Annotated in this window: 19 protein-coding genes; 2 read left to right on the forward strand and 17 right to left on the reverse strand. The window is 68.4% G+C overall.

All coding sequences use genetic code 11. The annotated features are described in order from the left end of the window. Window positions 1-11 precede the first annotated feature (11 nt). From ON32_RS25190 to ON32_RS25210, 5 genes are all read right to left on the reverse strand, one after another. A complete protein-coding gene (locus ON32_RS25190; protein WP_040793512.1) occupies window positions 12-362 on the reverse strand; it encodes a hypothetical protein in 351 nt (116 codons plus the stop codon). Between the two features lie 128 nt (window positions 363-490). Beyond that, entirely contained in the window at window positions 491-1,921 is a 1,431-nt protein-coding gene (locus ON32_RS25195; protein WP_040793513.1) for an MFS transporter, read from the reverse strand. Then, window positions 1,918-2,490 (reverse strand): TetR/AcrR family transcriptional regulator, encoded by a 573-nt coding sequence (locus tag ON32_RS25200; protein ID WP_245551286.1) that lies wholly within the window; start codon window positions 2,488-2,490, stop codon window positions 1,918-1,920. Before ON32_RS25200 ends, ON32_RS25195 begins: the two co-directional genes overlap by 4 nt. Window positions 2,491-3,153: 663 nt before the next feature. Continuing rightward, a complete protein-coding gene (locus ON32_RS25205) occupies window positions 3,154-3,405 on the reverse strand; it encodes a hypothetical protein (RefSeq protein WP_217998114.1) in 252 nt (83 codons plus the stop codon). 338 nt (window positions 3,406-3,743) lie between these two features. Continuing rightward, entirely contained in the window at window positions 3,744-4,610 is an 867-nt protein-coding gene (locus tag ON32_RS25210; RefSeq protein WP_040793515.1) for a helix-turn-helix domain-containing protein, read from the reverse strand. A 149-nt stretch (window positions 4,611-4,759) separates the two neighbouring features. Between ON32_RS25210 and ON32_RS25215 the strand changes: the two genes are divergently transcribed. Both ON32_RS25215 and ON32_RS25220 read left to right on the forward strand, forming a co-directional pair. Then, on the forward strand, window positions 4,760-5,053 hold the full coding sequence (locus tag ON32_RS25215) for an Atu4866 domain-containing protein (protein ID WP_051133672.1): 294 nt from the start codon (window positions 4,760-4,762) through the stop codon (window positions 5,051-5,053). Continuing rightward, entirely contained in the window at window positions 5,050-5,781 is a 732-nt protein-coding gene (locus ON32_RS25220) for an SDR family oxidoreductase (protein ID WP_040793516.1), read from the forward strand. The genes ON32_RS25215 and ON32_RS25220 overlap by 4 nt, the downstream gene beginning before the upstream one ends. A gap of 228 nt (window positions 5,782-6,009) precedes the next feature. Here the strand turns inward: ON32_RS25220 and fxsT are convergent, their stop codons facing one another. The 12 genes from fxsT to sucB form a co-directional block, all read right to left on the reverse strand. Beyond that, window positions 6,010-9,045 carry an FxSxx-COOH system tetratricopeptide repeat protein gene (gene fxsT, locus ON32_RS25225; RefSeq protein ID WP_157224364.1) on the reverse strand — a complete coding sequence of 1,012 codons (3,036 nt, stop codon included), beginning with the start codon at window positions 9,043-9,045 and terminating at the stop codon, window positions 6,010-6,012. 23 nt (window positions 9,046-9,068) lie between these two features. Continuing rightward, a complete protein-coding gene (locus ON32_RS25230) occupies window positions 9,069-10,367 on the reverse strand; it encodes an aKG-HExxH-type peptide beta-hydroxylase (protein WP_040793518.1) in 1,299 nt (432 codons plus the stop codon). Beyond that, complete coding sequence (locus ON32_RS25235; RefSeq protein ID WP_040793519.1) at window positions 10,364-11,971, reverse strand: chloride channel protein; 1,608 nt, start codon at window positions 11,969-11,971, stop codon at window positions 10,364-10,366. The genes ON32_RS25230 and ON32_RS25235 overlap by 4 nt, the downstream gene beginning before the upstream one ends. Further along, the gene (locus ON32_RS25240) at window positions 11,971-14,355 is read right to left on the reverse strand and encodes an SAV_2336 N-terminal domain-related protein (RefSeq protein WP_040793520.1); all 2,385 of its coding nucleotides are present in this window, start codon (window positions 14,353-14,355) and stop codon (window positions 11,971-11,973) included. The genes ON32_RS25235 and ON32_RS25240 overlap by 1 nt, the downstream gene beginning before the upstream one ends. Before the next feature lies 1 nt (window position 14,356). Continuing rightward, complete coding sequence (locus ON32_RS25245) at window positions 14,357-15,373, reverse strand: AAA family ATPase (RefSeq protein ID WP_040793521.1); 1,017 nt, start codon at window positions 15,371-15,373, stop codon at window positions 14,357-14,359. A gap of 13 nt (window positions 15,374-15,386) precedes the next feature. Further along, window positions 15,387-17,351: a trypsin-like peptidase domain-containing protein gene (locus ON32_RS25250; protein ID WP_040793522.1), complete on the reverse strand. Its 1,965-nt coding sequence runs from the start codon at window positions 17,349-17,351 to the stop codon at window positions 15,387-15,389. Between the two features lie 13 nt (window positions 17,352-17,364). Continuing rightward, entirely contained in the window at window positions 17,365-17,793 is a 429-nt protein-coding gene (locus ON32_RS25255; protein WP_157224365.1) for a CU044_2847 family protein, read from the reverse strand. A 140-nt stretch (window positions 17,794-17,933) separates the two neighbouring features. Further along, a complete protein-coding gene (gene lipA, locus ON32_RS25260) occupies window positions 17,934-18,950 on the reverse strand; it encodes a lipoyl synthase (RefSeq protein WP_040793523.1) in 1,017 nt (338 codons plus the stop codon). Next, a complete protein-coding gene (lipB, locus tag ON32_RS25265; RefSeq protein WP_051133670.1) occupies window positions 18,947-19,696 on the reverse strand; it encodes a lipoyl(octanoyl) transferase LipB in 750 nt (249 codons plus the stop codon). The genes lipA and lipB overlap by 4 nt, the downstream gene beginning before the upstream one ends. Then, on the reverse strand, window positions 19,693-20,220 hold the full coding sequence (locus ON32_RS25270) for a GNAT family N-acetyltransferase (protein ID WP_174361667.1): 528 nt from the start codon (window positions 20,218-20,220) through the stop codon (window positions 19,693-19,695). Before ON32_RS25270 ends, lipB begins: the two co-directional genes overlap by 4 nt. Then, a complete protein-coding gene (locus ON32_RS25275; RefSeq protein ID WP_040793524.1) occupies window positions 20,217-21,116 on the reverse strand; it encodes a TIGR01777 family oxidoreductase in 900 nt (299 codons plus the stop codon). The genes ON32_RS25270 and ON32_RS25275 overlap by 4 nt, the downstream gene beginning before the upstream one ends. 6 nt (window positions 21,117-21,122) lie before the next feature. After that, window positions 21,123-22,492: 2-oxoglutarate dehydrogenase, E2 component, dihydrolipoamide succinyltransferase (sucB, locus tag ON32_RS25280; RefSeq protein WP_040793525.1), on the reverse strand; the 1,370-nt coding region annotated here is incomplete at its 5' end.

Raw genomic sequence — 22,492 nt, forward strand, 5'->3', positions numbered from 1 at the left:
ATGCGGGTGGATCAGGTCCAACCCGCTGCCACCACCTCGCAGTCCCTGTTCAGAACCACCCACACATCCGTGTCCTCGTAGCGCGTCGTTCCGGGGTCCTCCCCCATGGATTCCTCACCCCAGCGGATGGCCTGGTTCATCAGGACCTCCGAAATACCCTCCTGCATCACTTCCACATGACCGAAGACGGTGTAACCGGCGACCTCCGAGCAGCCGAAGAGGGACGATATTTCACTCCCGGGCACCGTGGTGGCATGAGTCGGCGCTGCGGGCTCGTTTCCCTCGGCGGACGCCACGCCCGCCGAACCGGACACGACACTTGCCGCAATCAACACCGAGCCGACGACCTTGCTCCAGCGCATTTCGTTTCCTTCTGTCGTTGGCCCGACGGCAGGAATGCCCCGCAATCATGATGACCAAAACGATTGATTTTCAATCATTCTGCTGTACGCAGTGCGGTATCGGTTCCCTATGTCCATCACTATGTGCCCTACGCCATAGTTCCCTTCGTTGCGTGGACCGGTGGACGAGGGGTTCGGTGTGTGGCGACGATGAGCGCGCCGGCGGTGAGTGGGGGTAGTGCCCACAGCGCGGTGCCGATGTAACCGTTTTCGGTGGGCAGCATTGCGCCGTTCGGTGTGGCGGCGGCGAGGAAGAAGCCGGCGAGTGCGCTGCCGATGCTCATTCCGATGCTGCGACCGATTTGATTGATCGAGAGCACACTGGCTGTTTCCTCGTGCGGAACGCCGACGAGAACGAGCTTGGGCATCACCGCGAACACACCTCCGACGGCGAAACCGAGGAGAGCGATCGCGGCGAGGACGGCCAGGAGTGACCGGCTGCCGACGGCGAACAGCAAGGAGCCGGCGGCGGCGATCACAACCGACAACGCATAGGTCCACCGTTCGGTGATACGTGCGGTGAGACGTGGAACCGCTTTTCCGGCAAGGAATCCGAGCAGGGAGAACGGGATCAGGGCCGCGCCCGCGGCCACACCGGACAGGGCGAAACCGTAGTGGGCGTCGCCGGGTGTCTGCACGTAGCGGGTGAACAGACTGAACAGCAGATACAAACCTGCTCCGGTGACGAGTATCGCCGCGTTGGCCCGGAGTACGGGCGCTCGGCCGAGCAACCGCAGATTCACCAGCGGCGCTGTGGTCCGTAGTTCGATGAACGCCCACAGGGTCAGGACCGCGGCAGAGCCGGCGAGGATACCGCCGACCAGCCAGGTGGTGCTCCATAGCGAGGGTTGCGCGATAACGAGGAGGGTCCCGAGGGTGCCGAGGGTCAGCAGTAGTGCGCCGGTCACATCGAGGCGGGGTGGCTCGCCGGGTTCCTCGGCGGGCAGTGTCCGCCAGGCGATGAGGAGTGCGGCGGCGGACAGCAGGAAACCGAGTGCGTATGCGGCGCGCAGACCCGCGAGCTGGTCGAGAAGGCCGACAGCCGGATAACCGACCCCGATGCCGACGGTCGAGGCGACCGATAATGCCGCGATCGTCGAGGTCGCGCGTTCCGACGGCAGATGGGTGCGGGCCACGCTCATCAACAGCGCTCCGACCGCGACGGCCGGCCCCTGTAGTCCGCGTCCGATCAGCAATACCGCGAACGGGAGCGGGAGCACTGTCAGCAGGCCTCCCAGCGTGACCAGGGCCAGGGTGGCGAGGATGGTGACGCGGCGGTACGGACCGCTGCCGAGGCGGCCCAGGACCGGCCCCGCGATCGCACCGGTGAACAGGGTCACCGTCAGGGTCCACTGCGCCGCATCCAGGGACACGTGCATTCCGGTGGCGACCGAGGTGATGAGAGGTGCGCCGACACTGCCGACCACCGCTCCCGCCAATGCGGTGCAGACAAGCGAGACGCTCAGTCGCCCATCGCTCTGGTCGGGGGTTTCGCCGCGGCCTTCGGTGCGGATGTTCATCGGTTTTCCTCAGCGGTGATGTGCGCGAACAGGCCGGGTCGGATCCGGGTGCGGACGCCTTCGGCCCATGCCGCGTCGACCTGCTCGATATCCATCGCCGCGCCCGCGTTCAGCAGCATCCCGAAGGCGAGGAACGTTTTCACCGTCACCGGTTCGAGTCCGGTGCCGTCCTCGGTGGTGTGCCACAGGCGTGCGAAACATTCGCGCACCACGTCCCGCACTTCCGGATCGCCGCATGCGGCGAAACCTTGTAGCTGCAGTAGCAGTCCGGTCCGATCGGCGAGCAGGTCGAAGTACTGCGCGCCCATCGCCGAGAGGGCGTCCAATCCGGTCTTGCCGTCGCCGGCCTCTCGCATTCCGTCGCCGACCCGCTCGAACGCCGCACGAACCAGCTCCAAGAACAGCGCCTTTTTCGTCCCGAACATCCGGAAGATGTAGGCCTGTGTGATCCCCGCCGCCTGCGCGATCGCCTCGGTCGATGCCCCGTGTAACCCGTGTTCTGCGAACTCACCCGCCGCGATGGCCAGCACCTGGGCGCGGCGTTCCGTTCTGCTCATCCGTTCGGCCATGACCGTAAGTTACTAGTTACTAACTACTAAATAAATGTGACCTCGGCCGCGCGGGTTTCCGGGTGGGGACAGCGGTGACTCGCCGGCCGATGCCGCATCGGTCGAGTCGATCGTGGATACCCGCACCGCCCGCTACGCCGAGGCCTGCGGCGAACCCGACGCGGCGCCCTCCGGCGTCGGATACTCGAACGGTCGAAAGTGGTCGATGACTCCCGCGTCGCGCGGTACCGGCAGATGGACCGGCGAAGTCGCCGGAGCTCATCCAGGCCCGAATCGGGCTGGAGCAGGAAGTCGAGCCCGACTACGAGATGTATTCCACAGGCCGCCCCCGAACCGTGGCGGCCCTTCCTGCTGTCTTGGCAGGATCGGAGAGGGCGTCGTTTCGCGCCGATCGGACCGGTCGGCCGTGCCGATGGTTTTCGTATATGTCCGAGTTATATGCCCGAGTTATATGCCCGAGTTGCCTTTTACCGAAGGGCATCTGTCGAGCCGGGCCGGGGCAGAGGAAGAGGTGGTCGAGAATTCGACCACCTCGCTCTCGCGCGACCGGAGCCGACCTGTGGCCCGGACAAACCGGCTTCCCGGCGGGCCGCCGAACGAAGCGGATTCACGTGCAAAGGGCTTTTGCGATCCCACATCCCCTTCGAAGGCGGCCGCCAGGGGTCAGCGGCGTTCTTCCTGGATACCGGCATAGCGGCTGGGCATCACCAGGCAGTACAGACCGCCGACCTCGTTGGTCATGCAATACACCGGCCGGTTCTCGCTGGAACTGCCGGTCGGGTCCCGTTGCTCACCGACCCGCTGGATGGTGATGTGGTGCGGATCCTTGGGCGGTTCCGGTGCGGGTCCCTTGTCCCACGGATGCCACGCGAGCAGCCCTCCGCCGATACCGGCGACCATGATCGCGACCGACAACAGGACATGGCCTGTCTGTCCGGTCCGAGTGGGCGCAGAAGTCCCTTGCGGCCGAGGTGGTAATGGCTGAGATGCAGGGGCGTTCGAGTCCAACATGCCGGATAGTCAACACCATTACCGGGATGAGCGGGGAGTAAAAGGAAGAGGGGTGAACGTCCGGGTCGGCCCCGCGGCCCCGGATATGAAGTGGTGGGAAATCCGGCGACAGCGCGGATACATCCAGGAGTTCGCCACCGGTGTCGCCGCCCAACCGTGTCGGTGGTTCTCGAGGGGACGAGTGGGCCTTCGCCGCAGGTGAGTCGCGGTGGGATACCGGTGCGGAAGGTCAGGTCGCTATGTCAGCCGTGATCGGGGAGGGCGAGGTCGGTGTTCTCACGGTCGCGGTATTTCGTCGCGGCCGGCGACCCGAGGAGTTTCAGGGCGTGGTCACCGGCTGATCCGGGTTCGGCCTGATAGATCACCAGTTGCTGTCCCGGTTTGTCCCGCACATCGAACGTCTGGAAGGTCAGGTCGAGCGGGCCCACGTCGGGGTGGGTGAGCTTTTTGGTCTCCACCGTCTTACCGCGCACATGACCTTGTTCCCAGTACCGGTGGAAAGTCGGGTTCGCCGCCGAGACCTCGTCCACCAACCGGGTTACCCGGGCGGCATCGGGGGCATGTCCCACCGCCAGGCGCAGGGACGCGACCGTGGACCGGGCCGCGCGGTCCCAATCGGTGAAGAATTCCGGGCCCGCGGGATCGGTGAACACCATGTGCACGAGATTGTCCGCGTCGGTGAAGGGGGAGAACAGGGCCGCGGCCAGACGGTTGGTGGCCAGGATGTCCAGCGTCCGATTCAGCACGAACGCCGGCGTCGAGGCGAAAGTGTTCATCAGTTGCAGAAGCACCGGGCTCACCGACCCCTGGCCACCGCCTCCCCGTGCCGTCGGCACCAGCCGGGCCAACCGGTACAGGTGCATCTCCTGGTCGGCGTCGAGCCCGAGCACACGGGAGAGGGCATCGATCACCTGGACCGACGGGTTGCGTTCGCGGCCCTGCTCCAAACGCGTGTAGTAGTCGGCGCTGAGCCCGGCGAGGAACGCGACCTCCTCACGTCGCAACCCCGCCACTTTGCGAACGCCGTAGGTCCGGACCCCGGCGTTCTCGGGCGAGACCTGCGCGCGACGCGACCGGAGGAACTGTCCGAGCTCATTGGACGACGGCATACATCGAGCGTAGTTCCGGACCCGGGCCCGTAGGGGTGCGATACATCCACCCGACCCTGGCGTCACCACCGTTTTCCGCTGCCTGGGTGTGCGGCACCCAGGTGGGACGCGTCCTGTTCGCCCGGCCGGGAGCCGGACAGACTCGGATCGTGCATTCACACGAGGAAAGCGATACCGATCGGCCGAGGACAACCGTGGGCACAGCGGATGTCGTCGGTGTGTGGGTGACCGGTGACGGGTACATCCGACAGGAATTACGCGCGGACGGTCGCTACGACGAGGCCAGGGACGCGCGCCGCAGCGCCCACACCGGCAGTTGCACGGTGACGGGAAAACACCCCGACCATGTCGACGACCTCGGCTTCACCGCCACCGGAGATATCCGCGACGGCGTGCTCCACCACGAGCACCTCGTCCTGTACCGAGAGGACCGAGCATCATGACCCGGACCAAAACAGTGCTGATCACCGGGGCGAGCAGCGGTATCGGCGAAGCCACCGCCCGGAAGTTGGCCGCCGAGGGACACCGGGTGTTCTTCGGCGCGCGCCGCACCGACCGCCTCCGGCGTTTGGCCGAGGAGATCACCGCCTCGGATGGAGAGGCGGACTTCCACCGCGTCGATGTCACCGACCTCGACGACGTTCGAGCCTTCACCGCCACTGCACGCGAGCGTTTCGGGCACATCGATGTGGTGGTCAACAATGCGGGTGTCATGCCCTTGTCGCCGCTCGAGGCATTGAAGGTCGACGAGTGGAACCGCATGCTCGACGTCAATGTCCGCGGCGTCCTCCACGGAATCGCCGCCGCGCTGCCGATCATGCGAGCCCAGGGGAGTGGACATTTCGTCAATATCGCTTCGGTCGGTGCCTACGAGGTGGTTCCGACCGCGGCGGTCTACTGCGCCACGAAGTTCGCCGTCCGGGCGATCTCGGAGGGGCTGCGGCAGGAATCGACGGGCGATATCCGGGTGACGACGATATCGCCCGGAGTCACGGAATCCGAACTGGCGGAATCCATCTCGGATCCAACAGCCCGCGAGGAAATGAAAGCCTACCGATCCGTGGCGATTCCGGCCTCCGCCATCGCCGACGCCATCGCTTTCGCGATCGGTCAACCGGCGGAAGTGGACGTGAACGAAATCATCGTCCGTCCGGCGGCCAGTGCACAGTAGCCGATGGCTGCGTCGGTGAATCGTGACGTCATCGATCGGCGAATCCCGATGGCGTCTCGGCCGAGCGAGACACCGTAGCGGTGCCGATCGAGAGACCACATCGGTGTGAACCTCCGGCACGGTCGTGCCCGCCATCCGACCGAGGACGTCTCGGTCATGCGCTGTGCGACATGATGGGCGTTTCACCGCCGACCGGAGCGTGTGCCGTTGTCGGGACGACCGCGGGAATCACATGGGCGGTGGCTCGATATCGCAAACGCCGCGAATACGCTCCTTCGCGGCTCGATAGTCGGGATGTCCGGTGCCGAGGGTTTCGGCGTACCGGTCGAGGGCGTCCTGCTCGAGGGCGTCGGCCTCCTCGATTCGGCCCAGTGCCCGCAGGTCGAGACCGAGGTTGATCGCGCTCTGCAGGGTGTAGGGGTGGTCCGCGCCGCGAACCCGACGGTTGCGGGACAGCACCTGGGCGCCGAGCTCCGCCGCTTCGGCCACCCGACCCGATCCGGCCAGGTCCGAGGCGACACCGGTGTGGGCGGTGAGGGTGTACGGATGGTTCTCGCCGAGGCGGTCGGTGAGGATTTCGACGGCCTCCCGGTCGAGGGACAGGGCATCCTCGTATCGGTCGGCGAGTCGCAGCGCCGCCGCGTAGTTGACCGCGCATGCGGCCGTATACGGGTGGGTGGGGTGGTGGTTGGCGTATCGGCGGTGCGCTTCGGCGGCGAATTCGAGGGCTCGTTCCGTATCGCCGGTCACCCGATAATCGTTGGCCGTGTTCGTGCGCGCGGCCACGGTTTCCGGATGGTCGAGACCGTACACCTTCTCGTGGTCGAGGAGGCTTTCGTATTGCAGCCGTAGCGCCTCGTCGTAACGGCCGGCCTTGCGGTAGGAGACCGCCAGATTCTTTCGTGCCCGCAGGACGTTCTGTTGGAGCGGGCTGTCGAACATATCGCTGAAATCGGCCAGCACCCGTTCCTGCAGGGCCACCGACACCTCGTAATTGCCGAGTTCCCGGTGATTGCGGGCCACATTGTTCACGCAGTGCAACCGCAGAATGGGGTCGACGGACAGCGCCGGATCGTTCTGGAAACGCTGGTAATTGGTGGCGTCGAGGGTCATGGCCTCGGTGAATCGGCCCATGACCCGGTAGGCCACCGCCAGATTGTGGGCGGCGCGCACGGTTTCGAGGGAAGCCTCGCCCAGGCATTCGCGCGCCCACCCGTGCGATCGTTCGCTGATGGCGACCGAGCCGGTCCAGTCGCCGGCCATGCGCATACACGCGGCGAGCAGGTCGGCCGCCCAGACGTATTCCTCCGGATCGCTGTCGCGACGGTCCGCGACACCGGACAGGGCCGCCGCGGCGGCCTCGTGGGCGCGTTCCCATTCCCCCCGCTGCCACAGCACATTGCCGGTCACGATGCGTATGCGCACCACACCGATATGGGTGTCGCCCAGTCGCTGCGACCACAGCCGCGCCGCCCGCTGTCCCAGGCTCGCGGCGGCGGTCAACTCACCCTGTACCCGCAGCGATTTGATGAGGTGACGGACCAGTTCCGGCAGATGCGCGCACGGGTCGTCCGGATCCGACACCCGGGGGCAGTTCAGCGCGTCGGTGTGTTCCACCTGCTGCCACAGCCACAGGTAGCGGTTCCACATCGCCGGTAGATCGGTGTCGTTCGGGTCGGCGTCGCAGAGCAGCCGATGCGCGATGTGTCGGTTCGCCTCGGAGACGTCCCGGGGCAGGAAGTCGTGGATACCGTGCCAGGGCACCAGATGGACCTTCAGCGCCGTGCCGTTTTCGACGAGCGGATCGGCGCACACCTGTGCCACCGAATCGCGGGTGACCAGGTCGACGATGTTCTTGCGGCGGTGGTCGTTGGCCAGTGCCTCGGCCAGCGGAGCCGGCAGCCGGGTCGCCGCGGGGCGGTCGGTATCGGCCAGTTGGGAGGTCAACAGCTCCAAGGAGACCGGCTGATCGGGGGCGAAAGCGGTCAGCAGGCGCAGCAACCGACCGGCGGCCCACCCGTCCGAGCCGATCGGCTCGTCGACGAACGGACGCAGCGAATCGCCCACGATCGACGCGGCCCGCTTGTAGGACTCGTCCCGCAGCGAGGCGAACGGTTCGGCTCGAACCTGCTCCAACAGCGCTTCGTCCAGCGGGGTACCGCGGGAACCCCGGCGGGCCAGTGCGCTGAGCAGGACGGGGCTGCCGTCGACCGCGAGGCTGAACCGTCGGGCCAGGTCCTCGTCGATATCGCTGTGCCGGCGCAGGAAATCGCTGCCCTCGGCCGCGGTGAACAGCGGCACCGGAATCGCATGCGGAAAATCCCAGTCGGTGGTCTTCGAGGTCAGCAGGATATGGCCGGAACCGTCCCAGGGAGCGATCTCCGACAGCAACGCCGGACGACTCGGCAGCAGCATCCCCTCCGGGACCGACCGGTGATGGTCGGGGACCACATTGTCGTAGACGAGCAGATAGCGACGTGTGGTGGCGCGCAGCGCGGCCACCACATCACGGTGCCGGGTGGCGCGCGGCAACGAGTCGGGCAGACCCAAAGGTTGTGCCAGGCGGCCCAGTTCGGTGCGCATCATGGCATCGTTATCGCCCGATATCCAGGCGATGATGTCGTATTGGGAGCGGAAACGGTGGATGTAGGCGGCGGCGATGGAGGTTTTGCCGCAGCCGGGTTCACCGGTCAACACCACCGCACCGGAGATGTCCAGCCGGTCCCGCAGCGCCTCGAGTTCCCGCTCCCGGCCGTAGAACCAATTCGGCTGGTGTTGCGGCACGCTCGTCGACCGGTAGTCGACGAACATCTGCTGGTTCGGATACCGCACCCGCATGTGGCCCGCCTGCCCGAGGGTCGCCCGCGGCACGGTCGGGTCGGTGCGGCCGAGGGCGCGTCGGATCCGGGCTCGGGCCTGCTTCTCGTCGGGTAGCAGCCGCAGATCGGCGGCCGGGATGGCGTGGGTGGCCGGGGGTACCTCGGCGGACGCGACGATCACCGCGAGCAGGCCGCGCGGGTCGGCGGCGTAACCCGCCCAGTCGTCCGGGGAGAAATCGATATCGCGCACGAAATCGTCGCTGATCACGAGGATGAGCGTGCCGAACTCGGGTCGGGTGGGGAGGCCGGCGCCCGCCTCGATCCGGTGTAGTCGGAACTCGAGGCCGGATTCGGTGCCGAGCTGCTGTAACCACAATGCCCACACCGTGTCCGCGGAGGTGTACGCGACGACGATCGAACCGGGCGGAGCCGGTTGCGCGGACATCGGCACCACGTTCGCCACTCCCATCACACTGTCGATCCGGCCGTTGTGCCGGTGTCCTCGGCCGCGGCGGCATGCCGCATCACCGTCACGAATCGGCGACCACTCGGGGTCAGCCGATCCGAGTCGAGCAGAGTCTCACATCCGATACGCACATCCTGCTCCACCGCAGCCGCGTCGGGGATCGAAACACCGTCCGGGGTGTCGGCCACTCGCCGCAGGAACCGGGCCACGGCCAGATGCGCGTATGCGCCGTGTAGAACGGCGCCGGCGGTCCGGGGTTCGCGCCGCCACGGAGACGGCATATCGGCCGGGCCGTTCTCGGTGATGAGCGGTAGAAGTTCCATCAGCACGGCCAGTTTCGAATGCTGGAACTCGTGCAACAAACCGGTGGCCAGCGTCACCGGATCGTCCGGGCGAATCATGGCGGCGGCGCCGAACGAATCCACCAGGGTGGAGGTGAGGAACCCGCCCGGTTCCCGGCCGCGCGGCAGCAGAGCGCGCATGCCCTGGACCAGCGGCGCGGCGAGTTCGGGCACGGCATCGGCCAGCAGCGGCACCGCCGCCGCGAACAGCTGCTGCCAGCGATGGAATTCGGTGTCGTCGTGGGGAAGTCGACCATCGGGGGCCTCCGGCCAGGCCGAAGGTGTGGGGGGTAGGTCGTCGAATTCGACCTCGGCCGTACCGATCGGGGACGCGGCGGTCAACCGACGTAGCGGCGTCCAGTGATATCCGGTCGGTTGTGGCGGCTCGGCACCGTGATAGCGCACCGAAATCCGTTCGGCGACAGGGCCGGTCCAGCAGCCCAGTCCGGGCAGCACCACCGTGTCACCGATCTGTGGAAGTTCCAGATCGAACTCGATACCGGTCCGGAGGGCGGCCACGGCCGCGAACGACGCCAGATGCGCCGAGAGCGCGTTCGGATCGCCGTCCGGCGATTCCGTGGCGGTTTCGGCCGCGCATACCGCCACCCACGCGCCGAAACGGTGGTGGTGCAGGATATCGCGCACCACATCCGGGCGGCGGCGCTGGACCCGCACCAGAACCTCGTACCCCGGCGGAACCATCCGGGCCGATGTGTCGGAACGGCCACGCAGCAGGGCCGATAGCGGTGTGGCGCGGTGGTTTCGGGAATCGCGCGTGGAGTCGGGAGAACCGTTGCGCAGCAGCGCGGCGAGGAAGGCCATATTGCGGCTGGTTCGGGCGCGCTGCAACAGCGGCAGGGTGGCGGGGGTGTCCGTCAGCCGCGCCAGGGCGTCGAGTTCGGCATCGGATACGGTCAGGACATCACGCGGTGCCGCAGCTGTTTTCGATATGCCGATCACGCGCCCCCGCCCCCGTTGAAACCTGCCAGGATGATCCCGGCCGCGGCGCGGCGACGCAGCGCGGTGCGAAACGCGTCGAGCACATCGGGGTGATGGTTGTCGCGCAGCTCCTCGAGCGGCACATCGGTCAGATCCGGCATACCGCAGGCGGTTTCGGTTTCCATCGAGCACCCCTCCCTGGGCGGGCCGAGCCGGTCGCGACGAACCGGCCGGGGTCCGCCAACCGTTCGGTTCGACCACGCGGCAGCTGTTTTCAACATAACCGAAACAGTCGGGCGTGGGGGAACACGCGGATGCGCGGACACCATCTGACTGGGGAACAGGGTGATGTCACGAGTGACGAAGGCGGCGAGCAACACCGCCGCGACCATGCCGATCGGGGGTATCGGATATCCGGCCACCTCGACGGCGAGCACGATCGCGGCCAGTGGCGCGCGCACCGACGCGCCGAGGCAGGCCGCAAGCCCGGTGAGGGTGAAAACCGCGACGGGGCCGGCGTCCACGCCGAAATCCGTTGCGAGCCGCCAACCGAACGTGCCCGCCGACGCGCCGATGACCATGGCGGGACCGAACATTCCACCCACTCCGCCGGTATGCAGGGTGACAGCGGTGGACACGATCTTGACGAACGGCAACACCGCCAACAGCCACAACGGCAGCGCCGCGGCCGAGGTCGGGGAAATACCCAGGGACACCACGCCGTAACCGGTTCCGAGCGTCATCGGCACCGCGATACCGACGGCCCCGATAACGGCACCGGACACGGCGGCGGTGAGCCACGGCCGTTTCCGCGCCGGTGCGAGCAGAACGCCGAGACGGTGGAAGATCCGGACATACAGGCGCGCCACCAATGCGCAGCCCACCCCCACCGCCACGAGCAGACCGGTGGTGAGCGGATTCCACGGGGAACCGAAACCGGTACTGCCGAACATGGGGTGGTAGCCGTACACGGCGACGTAGACGCCGAACGCGACCGGTGCGGTCGGCAGCGCGGCCGCCGATGCCGTCCAGCCGATACCGCGGCGGCGCAACAGTTCCCCGGCCAATATCACGCCACCCAGGGGTGCTTCGAACAACGCGCCCACCCCCGCCCCCATGGCGGCGACGACCACGAGACTCGCGTCCGCGGCGGACAATCCGAACCGGCGGGTGAGCGCGGCCCCCAAGGAGGCGCCCACCTGTACCACCGGTCCCTCGGTGCCACCCGAACCGCCGGCGCCCAGGGTCACCGCGGTGCCGGCCAGTTTGACGAGGGCGCCGCGGGCGGTGAGACCGGACAGCTCACGGGTATTGACCGCGTGAATGACCCCGTCGGTGCCGTTCACCGGCGGGCCGGCCGACCGTGAGATCGCCACGGTCACCATCATGCCTCCCGCCACCAGCAGCGGCAGCAGCAGTGCTCGGCGGTCGGGTAGCGCTTCGGCGGGGGCATACCACAGGCCGGACGCGATCGGTTCGAGCCGCAGAATCGAACCCAGCAGAACCTCGGTGGTGAGATCGAGGGCGGCCCGCAGAGCCACGGCGCCGAGTCCGGCCGCCACACCCGCCGACAGTAGGGCGGCGCCGAGAACCCCCCACCGGCGTAGCGTGCTGTCCGATGCCATCACGGCGAACCGTGGTCGGTCCCCGCGTCGGCGAGGAGGCGGTGGGCGCGGGCCAGGGTCGGGTCGTCCTCCACGCCGGGAACCGCCGCGAGGATCTCCGCCAATCGGCTCGCGGTCACCGGCGGCAGCGCATCGGAACGCACGGCGTACGCCGCCCGTTCGGCCACGGCGCGCAGGGCCGCGACCGTCTCGTTCCCCGGCTCCGCGAGAGCGGTTGTCGCATAACGGAACTGTTCGACGATGCGTTGCTCCACATCCTGCTGCGGGTAGGCCGACACCGCCGCGATATCGAGATAGGCGCGGACCACCTTGAGCATCAGGCGAAGGGACCGCTCGGGATCGTCGTCCGGCGCTTCCTCACCCGCCTCCAGATATCGGTCCACCGCCTCCCAACCGTGCAGCGGGTCGCCGGTGTCCTCGCAGCGTCGGACCAGAACGTCCCCGAGTTGCTCGGTCAGTTCCGTCCGCGTCGTGGCGTTCGGTTCCACGGTGTCGAGCGCGGTGCGCAGGACCCGGCCCGCGTCGCTCAGGAAATCGGGTCCGCCGGCGGCCTCGTAGCGCAGCAACAACAGCCGGCTCAGCTCCGTCAACGTCGGTACCGTGTCGTCCTCGCCGAGTTCGGCCAGCACCGTCTTGGCCATGGCGATCGCCTCGTCGAGGCAGCGCAGCTCGCCGGTGCGTTCCCACTGCCGCCGCAGCGTGCCCGTCACCCGCAGCACCAACTCCGCTCGTCGCGGGTGCCCGATCGGCAGGGTTCGCAGCGCCTCCTGCGCCGCCGCCGATACCGCCTCCCCATCGCCGTGCCGCAGCGCGGCCGCCACCGCGCCGAGGGCATCGGCGTACCGCTGCTCCTCGTCGGAGGTCGGCGGTTCATCGGGCGGGGTGGGGAAGTTCGGCGCGATCCGGCGCAGGGTCTCGGGCGACAGGTACGCGAATGGGGTCTGGCCCTCGGTCGACTGCGAGACGGTGGCACGGAATACCGAGCCCGGTACGTCGTAGCGCTGGGTGATGAATCGGGATACCGACGACAGCACCTCGGTGGCCTGGCTGCGCGGCAGAGCGCGCCGCAGCACATCGGCCACCCCCGGCCGGAAGGTGAACATCCGGCTGTCCTCGGGCACGGTGTACGGCGGCGCCGAACCGGTGGTGGCGTCCTCGATCAGGCCGCCGGCCAGCACCTCGGCGAGCACACTGCGGCTGCTGCCCGGCAGCACCGCCTGCTGCACCAGTCGCATGATCGGCAGCACCAGCGGAACCTGGGCCAGCGCGGCGGCCAGCCGGAACGCCTCCGGCGAGGACGCCGCCCGGAAACGCCGCACCTGCTCGGTGGCCCCCACCCCCAGCTCCGCCTCCTGGAGTTCGGCCAGGGAGCGGGCGCGTTCGATCCGGTCCGGAGCCGGTCGGCGCAGCAGCGGATAACCGACAGTAAGGCGTTCACCCGCCAACAACTGCGCCCACGGCCCGACCCAGTCGGGGGTCAACTCGATAACCGGGACAGGGGTGAGGGCATCGTCGGCGGGGGTGAGCACACGCAACGGCGAGGGGCGATCCGGGATCACGGAGGTTATCCGTCCCTGCCCCCATTCCAGGCCGGTTCGCCGCCACAGATGGTTCGGCAGGGTCTGCACGATCGCGACCGGGGTCCGTGCCGCCAGTCGTTCCAGCGCGGCCGCCGCGGTACCGCGCACCCAGGCATCGCCCAGGCAGGCGGTGAAAACCATGATCACCCGGCGGCCGGTGGGGTCGTTCAACGCCGACAACGGGCGGTTCGCCGCATCGTGGGGGCGGGTCGCCAACCGCGGCTCACCGGCGTCGTCCGCGTCGAGATACCACACCGTCACCCGGCGGAAGCCGACCGTGTCCATGAGCGCGCGCACCGCGTCGACCAACCCGCTCCACGCCGCCATCGACGCGTGCCGATCGAAAACCACCGCCGCTTCCCGCTGCCGCACCGGCACCGCGCGGGTGACCGGCCACGCGATCGAGGTGCGGGCGGCCCGCTCCACCGTCGCCGTCTCGTCGAATTCACGTTGCCGCGGGTCGGGGATTCGGCGGGACAGCGGACGCAGTTCGCCGAGCAGACGTCCGGCGGAATCGAGCGGTGACGGGGCCGGAATATCGACCTCGGGACGGTACCGCCACTCCTGCGCCGTACCGCGTCGCGCGACGGGCGGTGGTTCGCGCGGTATCAACGGTCGGCTCTGCCCACCGGACGAGTGGACGGGCGCGGCGCGGGGATCGGGCTCGGCCGGTGGAGGTTCCGGGGCCGGGGCCGTCTCCGCCCGGTCGTCGATATGCCGGGCCAGCCAGAGGGCTTCCGCGACGACGCCACCGTCCACGTCGATGCCGCGCAGTGCGTCGAGAAGGTCGGACAAGGTCGCCATCTCAGCCTCCGGCATCCGTCGGTTGCAGCAGCCGCTCGGCCAATTGCCGTCGGTCCACGCCCTCGGCCTGGGTCAGGACGTGTAGGGCGATGAGCAAACGGTCGGTCGGCAACGCTCCCAGTTCACTGCGTCGACGAATGAAATCATCGATGATATCGCCGTATTCGTCCACCACCGCACTTCCCAGATGTGCGGCCACCACCCGTTCCAGCTGCGGTCGATCGGGTTTGCCCAGACGCAGTTGCAGGCACCGGCGCAGAAACGCGGGCGGGAACTCGCGCTCGCCGTTACTGGTCATGATGATCACCGGGAACGCGTTGCACTGCACGAACCCGTCCCGGATCGGCACCCGCTCCCGACCCTCGTGGGTGAAGACCTCCACCTCGGGCAGGTGCGCGCGCACCCGGCGGAGCTCATCGATGTGATATTCGCCGTTCTCGAAGACGTGCAGCAGATCGTTGGGCAGATCGATATCGGCCTTATCGATCTCATCGATCAGCAGCACGCGCGGCCGCCGATACGGAAGCAGGGCCGTGCCGAGCGGGCCGAGGGTGATGTAGTCGGCCATATCGCGGCCGTCCCCGGTGGCCTGCGCGTTGCCCCGGAGCTGGGCCTCTTCGAATCTGCGCAGCGCGTCGTAGTGATAGAGACCCTCCCCGAGGGAGCTGCGACTGGTGATCGGCCAGTGCAGCACCGGGCCCAGCCCCAGCTCGCGAGCGATCAGATAGGCCAGCGACGATTTGCCGAGGCCGGGGGCGCCCGAGACCAGCAGCGGCCGTCGGCACAACAGGGCGGCATTGATGATGTCGAGATCGTCGGGGCGCAACTGATGTGCGCCGATCTCGCCGCGACCCAGCTTCCGGTCCATCTGGGCCGGTTGGTCCGGTTGCGGCTTCGGTGAGGCCAGGACGGGGGATCCGGTGAAGGTGCGGGCGATCATCGGTGGGGGCACGGCGTCCCAGCCGTCCGGCCGCGGCTCACCCGAACCGCGGAACACGTGCCAATTCGGCGCTGTCATCTGCACTCCCGTCTCATGAACTTCGCGGGCCGGCGAGCGGGTGCGGGCGGCGCTTACTCTGCCCCGGAATATCGAGGATGAAGACCGTGGTGCGCCAGAGCCGGTCTCGCTCATCGGTGGACGGTCTCGCGTCCCGTTGGTTGTTCCAAACCGTGGTGTACCAATCGACCGGCGGCAATCCTGCCAGGCTTTCCTCGACTCGGCGGCGAAACACGGCCCCCGCGCAGGGTACTTTTTCCGTATCGTCCGTGGAAGCACCCACCGCGGGCGCCGGCGGGGTGTCGCCCGAACGCGTCGCTGCCGCGGTGGACGCCGGAGCGTCGTAGTGGACCGCGCACCGGTCGTTACGCCAGATCGTCACCGGCACCGAATTCGAATGCGCCGCCGTGAGCATCTGGGCCGTGGGAACCTCCGTGACCGCGATCGCGGCGGGCGAGGGTTCGGGGACGAACAGTTCCTGGAGCGCCGGCAGGTCACGGCCGCGCGGATCGGCGCAGTCGAACCACTCCACCGCGTCGATTCCCCAGCGCTGCAACACCTCCCACCGATCCTCCAGCTCGGCGATCTGTTCGCCGCTCTTCTCCCAGGTGCAGCTGCGTCGCAGCCGCATCAGGAATTTGGCGAACGGGCGGGCATCCGGACGCTGCCAGGTGTAGAGCGGCTCGTCGCCCAGATGTTCGTCGGGGAGCGCGATCACGATCTCCACGGTGTCGCGCCGGCGATAGATATCGTGCAGCACCCGGTCCAATTCACGTTTCAGCACCGCTGTGGCCTCGGCGTAGTCGGCACAGCGCCGGCCACCGTCGAGGGCGACGATTTCCCGGTCACCCGTTTTGCGGGCCAGTTCGACCCGGTACGGCGGCGACGAACGGTCGTCCACCCGCGGGCCCTCCTCGGGAAGGATGATGCCGAACAGGGTCGTGACCTCGTTCGGCGACGAACGGGTCGACCGCAGCAAGGCGGCGTATTCCCGGGTCCGCGCCCGCGGGACCATACCCCGGACCTCCGGTAGTTCCCGCAGCCCCGTGGCGAGCGGGGAGTCGGGGGACAGATGGGCCGCGGTGTGCACACAGAATTTGGCCAGGCCCCATTTCGGTTCCTGGGTATCGGTTCCCATGAACTCGGCCAGATCGCGCAGGGTGAGGAACCGGGAGGGGTCGTCGGGCGCGTAGAGGTCGAGCAGGGTGTCGAGCAGACCGGCGGGGACACGGCGCTCCTCCGCGGTGGCCGCCCCGGCCAGTCGGCCGTGGATCTCCACCAGCCAGCGGCGGATAACGGCCTCCTCGGAACCGCCCAGCCGGTCGGTCCACGCCTGACGCTCGTGGTGATAGGCATCGTGCCCGGTGACGAGCCGGTCGTACAGCTCCGGATCGCACACTCGGCGCAGGCCGGGGAGCAGACAGGCCACCGCACCGCCCTGGGCGGCCCCGATATGCTCGCTCGCCTTGACCAGTCCGATCACCCCGCCGTGCCGCACCGACCACACCGGTCCGCCCGACATGCCCTTGACCACCGCCCGGCTGCCGTCGACGGTGAAGAACGGCGGATTCTGCCGCGAATGGGTCTCCCGAACCCGGTACTGGTCGTACAGTTCCAGAACCCGCGGGGGAAAAGCCGCGTTCAGCGCGCAGACGACCAGTTCGTCGCCGTGGTCGGGCAGCGCATCGGCCATGAGCACACACGGCGCCGCGACCTCGTCCGGTCGTTCGAGTCGCAGCACGGCCAGGTCTTCGAAGGTCCACCGACCCTGCCGGTCGGGTGGGTCCGCGGCCACGACCGTGGCGCCGCACGCACTGCCTTCGCCGAATTCCAGCCGGACCCGGGCTCGGGGATCCGGTGGTACGACATGGGCCGCCGTCACCGCGTAGTCGGGGGCCACTCGAAACGCGGTACCGATGCGTTCGGCGTCCGCTTCGTCGCGGCTCACCGCCGCGGTGGCGGGTTCGAGTAGATCCCGTATCTCGGCGTGCCCCGGCACGGCCCAGGCCCCCTTACTCTCCGGTGGACGCGGCGCCCGGATTCCATTTCAGGGTGACCTTCAGTGAGGCCTTCGCCCCGCCCGACGCCAACACCGCCACGACCTTGCCGGCGTCGAGGGCCAGCTCCAGTCCGAATTCGACGGCGATCCGATCCGGTTTCAATCCGTCGACACTCCGATGCACCGAGGTCGCGACACTTCTGATCGTCGGACCGAGATTGTCGAGCCGAAACCGGTCGCGCAGACCCACGTCCACTCCGGTCTGCGCTGTCTCCGCTTCCTCGATCTGCGCGTAGATCACCGCGCCGTCCGGCATTTCGACGCGTTCGATATGCGTCACAACCGCCCCCACTTCCGGTCTCGGGTCCAATGGTCCACGATACCGGCGCGGTGCCCGCGCGGTATCCGAATACGCGAACACCGGCCATGGTCCAGCAGCCACGGCGCCACTGTCTTGCCTGTCGCGGATGACGCATTAGATCATCGAAACAGCCTGAACGGCAAGGTTTTCGGTAAACCATACGGAAAAGGAAACCGCCCGGGTAACGGTCGTGTTTCCCGGGCGGTGGTATCGATCGGTGTTCAGCTGCCGAAACGCGACAGCACCGCGCTCGCCTCCTGGGCGGCGGTGCCCTCTTCGGCGAGATGCGCCATGGCCGCGGGGATCTCGCGCCCGTGATGGGCCATCGCCTGGGCGTAGAGGCGGCCGGCGCGGTAGGACGAACGAACCAGCGGTCCCGCCATCACACCGGCGAAACCGATCTCCTCGGCGACCTTCGAATGCCGGACGAACTCTTCCGGTTTCACCCAGCGGTCCACCGGATGATGCCGGGGGGACGGACGCAGGTACTGGGTGATGGTGAGGATGTCGCAGCCCGCCTCGTGCAGGTCACGCATGGCCTGGGTGACCTCCTCGGGGGTTTCGCCCATACCGAGGATGAGGTTGGACTTGGTGACCAGGCCGGCCTCGCGGGCGGCGGTGATAACCGCCAGGGAGCGCTCGTAGCGGAACGCCGGACGGATACGCCGGAAGATTCGAGGCACCGTCTCCAGGTTGTGGGCGAGCACCTCGGGGCGGGAGGAGAACACCTCCGCCAACTGGTCGGGATCGGCGTTGAAATCGGGGATGAGGAGTTCGACGCCGGTATTGGGATTGAGTTTCTTGATGGCGCGGACGGTTTCGGCGTACAGCCAGGCGCCGCCGTCGTCGAGATCGTCGCGGGCGACACCGGTGATGGTGGAATAACGCAACCCCATGGCCTGGACACTCTCGGCGACGCGACGGGGCTCGTCCCGGTCGAGGGCGGCCGGTTTACCGGTGTCGATCTGGCAGAAATCGCAACGGCGGGTGCACTGTTCACCGCCGATGAGGAATGTCGCCTCGCGATCCTCCCAGCATTCGAAGATGTTCGGGCAGCCGGCCTCCTCGCACACGGTGTGCAGGCCTTCGCGTTTCACCAGACCCTTGAGTTCGGAGTACTCCGGGCCCATGGTGGCGCGGGTGCGGATCCATTTCGGTTTGCGCTCGATCGGGGTCTCGGCATTACGGGCCTCGATACGCAGCAGTTTGCGGCCGGCGGGGGCCTGGGCGGAAGTCACGAAACCTGCTCCACTTTCGTCTCGTTCGCCGGGGCGCGGGGGATATCGTGCGCGGTGACGGGCAGATCACCCTCGAGGGCGGCGATAATGGCCTCGGCGGCTTGGGGGCGGACCTCGGCGACGGTGACCTCACGGCCGAGCTCACGCGACAGTGTGGTGGTGCCGACATCGCGGATACCGCACGGAATGATGGTGCCGAACGCGTCGAGGTCGGGATTGCAGTTCAGGGAGATCCCGTGCATGGCGACACCGCGCTGCACCCGGATACCGATGGAGGCGATCTTGCGTTCGGGCCGCAGCGGGCCGTCGGCGGCCAACCAGACCCCGGAGCGGCCTTCCACCCGGCCGCATTCCACGCCGAGGTCGGTGATCACCTGGATGAGGGCCTGCTCGAGGCGGCGCACGTAATCGACCACATCAATGGGTTCGGCCAGGCGGATGATCGGATAGCCGACCAGCTGGCCGGGACCGTGCCAGGTGATCTTGCCGCCGCGGTCGGTCTGTACGACCGGGCTGCCGTCGACGGGCATGTCCTCCGGCTGGGTGCGCCGGCCCGCGGTGTATACCGACGGGTGTTCGAGCAGCAGCAGATGGTCGGAGCCGCTGTCCGCGGCGCGCTGTTCGGCGAGGGAACGTTGGAGGTCCCACGCCTGCTGATAGTCGATGAGGCCCAGATCGCGCACGACGACGGGTGTGGTGTCGTAGCGAGCCGACCGGGTGGCGGTGCGCGTGTTGTTCACCTTCATGACGTTACGCCCATCTCGATCGTGAGCTGCATCAGTGTCAGGTCCATCCAGCGGTCGAACTTGCGGCCCACCTCCGGCAACACGCCGACGGTGCGGAAACCGAAACGCTCGTGCAGGGCGATGGAGGCGGTATTGCCGGATTCGATGGCGGCGATCACAGCGTGCACGTCGCCCGCGCGCCGGGCCCGGGCGATCAACTCGGTGAGCAGGGCCGTCGCCACACCGCGCCGGTGGAAACGCTCGTCGACGTAGACCGAGTCCTCCACGGTGTGGCGGTAACCGATCTTGGGGCGCCACGGACCGTACGTGGCATAACCGGCCAGTTCGCCGTCGATCTCGGCGGCGAGGACCGGCCGGCCGGCCGCGGTGCGGTTGCGGAACCAGGCCAGGCGCTCGTCGAGCTCCACCGGTTCGGTATCCCAGATGGCGGTGGTCTCCGCGATCGCCCGGTTGTGGATGACGAGGATGGCGGGCAGATCCTCCATGCGGGCGTCGCGGATGGTGATGACGCCGGCGGCGGTCATCGGCCGTTGCCGACGACCGCGGCCAGTGCGGCGCCGATGGTGGGGTGACGGAACTCGTAACCCGCCGCTTCCAGGGCCGCGGGAATGGCCCGAGGGCCGTGCAGGATGGCCTCCTCGGCGAACTCTCCGATCGCCGCGCGCAGCACGAACGCCGGGACGACCAGCGGGGTCGGGCGGTTCAGCACCCGACCCAGCGCCCGGTTGAACTCGGCATTGGTGACCGGGGCCGGGCCCACGGTGTTCACCGGTCCGGCGATCGTGTCGTGGGTGAGGGCGTAGCAGATGGCGCCGACCTCGTCCTCGAGGGAGATCCACGGCGAGTACTGGCGGCCGTTACCCAGCCGGGCCCCGAGGCCCAGCAGGTACAGCGGTTTCAGTTTGGCGAGCATACCGCCGTGCCGGGACAGCACGACCGCGCTGCGCAACAGCACCACCCGGGCACCGGCCGCGGTGGCGGGCCCGGTCGCGGCCTCCCAGTCGCGGCACAGGGTCGCCAGGAAACCCGTGCCGGGCGGGGTGGTCTCGTCGACGACCCGGTCGCCGGTCGCCCCGCCGTACACGTGCACGCCGCTGGCATTGACCAGCACCGGGACCCGGGCGGCGGCGACCGCCTGGGCCAGCACATCGGTGGGGGTGAGTCGGCTGTCGCGCAGTTCCTGCTTGTAGGAGCCGGTCCAGCGGCGATCGCCGATACCCGCCCCACACAGGTTCACCACGGCGTCGGCGTCGCGCAGCACCCGTTCGTCGAGTTCGCCGCGTGCCGGGTTCCAGGTCTGCTCGTTCGGCCCCGACGCCGGACGCCGGACCAGCCGGACGACGTGGTGCTCGTCGCGGCGCAGAGCCGCGACGAGCGCCGTACCGATCAGCCCGGACGATCCGGCGATCACGACCTTCATTTCGACCTACAGCCCGAGATCGGCCTCGAACGCGGCCTCTTCCAGCCGGTGCCGGATGGTGGTGAGGAACCGGCCGGCGTCGGCGCCGTCGATGAGCCGGTGGTCGTAGGTGAGCGGCAGGTAGCACATCGACCGCACACCGAGCGACTCGTTGCCGTTCTCGTCGGTCACCACCACCGGGCGCTTGACGATCGCGCCGGTTCCCAGCATCGCCGCCTGCGGCGGAACCAGGATCGGGGTGTCGAACAGCGCGCCCTGGCTGCCGATATTGGTGATGGTGAAGGTACCGCCCGCCAGCTCGTCCGGCTTGAGGCCGCCGGTGCGGGCCCGGTGGGCGATATCGGCGATGGCGCGGGCCAGTCCGGCCAGCGACAGATCGCTGGCGTTGTGGATCACCGGGGAGAGCAGACCCTGCTCGGTGTCGACGGCGATACCCAGGTGCACCGCCGCGTGGTAGGTGATCTCCTTGGTGTCCTCGTTGTAGCTGGCGTTCACGTTCGGATGCACGCCCAGCGCCTCGACCACGGCCTTGGCGAAGAACGGCAGGAACGTCAGGTTCACGCCCTCGCGCTTGGCGAAATCGGCCTTCGCCCGAGCCCGCAGCGCCGCGATCTTGGTCACGTCCGCCTCGTGCACCTGGGTGAGCTGCGCGGTGGTCTGCAGCGACTCCCGGGTCTTGGTGGCGGTGATCTGCCGGATGCGGTTGGCCTTCTGGGTGGTTCCACGCAGCGCGGCCAGCGCCGGGCTGGGGGCCGGGACGGCGGGCCGGGAAGCGGCGGGAGCAGCCGGAGCCGCGGCGGCCGCCGCGGGCGCGGCGGTGGCCTTCTTCTTGGCCTCGGCGGCGGCGAGAACGTCCTGCTTGCGGATACGACCGCCGACACCGGAACCGGTGACGGTGGACAGATCCACGCCGTTCTCCTCGGCCAGTTTGCGCACCAGCGGGGTGACATAGGGGGTGGCGCCGTTACCGGCGGGAGCCGGAGCCGGTTTGGTGGCCACGGGAGCCGGGGCGGGCTGCGGAGCCGGAGCAGGTTTCGGAGCCGGGGCGGGCTGCGGAGCCGGCTGGGGCGCGGCCGCGGCGGGTTTCGGAGCCGGAGCGGGCTCGGGAGCCGGGGTGGGCTCGGGCTGCGGTGCCGCGGCGGCAGGGGCGCCGCTGCCGATCACGCCGAGCTGACCGCCGACCTCGACGACATCGTCTTCCTGCGCGGTGATCTCCAGCAGGGTGCCGGCCACCGGGGAGGGGATCTCGGTGTCGACCTTGTCGGTGGAGACCTCGAGTAGCGGTTCGTCGACCGCGACCTCGTCACCGACCGCCTTCAGCCAGCGGGTCACGGTGCCCTCGGTGACGGACTCGCCCAGTTCCGGCATCTTCACCG

This window comes from Nocardia paucivorans NBRC 100373 (genome assembly GCF_000308675.1).
GTDB classification, from domain to species: domain Bacteria; phylum Actinomycetota; class Actinomycetes; order Mycobacteriales; family Mycobacteriaceae; genus Nocardia; species Nocardia paucivorans.

Excerpts from the sequence above, each read along its gene's own strand:
- ON32_RS25190 (WP_040793512.1), bottom strand. The coding sequence starts at position 362 with ATGCGCTGGAGCAAGGTCGTCGGCTCGGTGTTGATTGCGGCAAGTGTC.
- ON32_RS25195 (WP_040793513.1), bottom strand. The coding sequence starts at position 1,921 with ATGAACATCCGCACCGAAGGCCGCGGCGAAACCCCCGACCAGAGCGAT.
- ON32_RS25200 (WP_245551286.1), bottom strand. The coding sequence starts at position 2,490 with ATGGCCGAACGGATGAGCAGAACGGAACGCCGCGCCCAGGTGCTGGCC.
- ON32_RS25210 (WP_040793515.1), bottom strand. The coding sequence starts at position 4,610 with ATGCCGTCGTCCAATGAGCTCGGACAGTTCCTCCGGTCGCGTCGCGCG.
- ON32_RS25220 (WP_040793516.1), top strand. The coding sequence starts at position 5,050 with ATGACCCGGACCAAAACAGTGCTGATCACCGGGGCGAGCAGCGGTATC.
- fxsT (WP_157224364.1), bottom strand. The coding sequence starts at position 9,045 with ATGTCCGCGCAACCGGCTCCGCCCGGTTCGATCGTCGTCGCGTACACC.
- ON32_RS25235 (WP_040793519.1), bottom strand. The coding sequence starts at position 11,971 with ATGGCATCGGACAGCACGCTACGCCGGTGGGGGGTTCTCGGCGCCGCC.
- ON32_RS25240 (WP_040793520.1), bottom strand. The coding sequence starts at position 14,355 with ATGGCGACCTTGTCCGACCTTCTCGACGCACTGCGCGGCATCGACGTG.
- ON32_RS25245 (WP_040793521.1), bottom strand. The coding sequence starts at position 15,373 with ATGACAGCGCCGAATTGGCACGTGTTCCGCGGTTCGGGTGAGCCGCGG.
- lipB (WP_051133670.1), bottom strand. The coding sequence starts at position 19,696 with ATGAAGGTGAACAACACGCGCACCGCCACCCGGTCGGCTCGCTACGAC.
- ON32_RS25270 (WP_174361667.1), bottom strand. The coding sequence starts at position 20,220 with ATGACCGCCGCCGGCGTCATCACCATCCGCGACGCCCGCATGGAGGAT.
- ON32_RS25275 (WP_040793524.1), bottom strand. The coding sequence starts at position 21,116 with ATGAAGGTCGTGATCGCCGGATCGTCCGGGCTGATCGGTACGGCGCTC.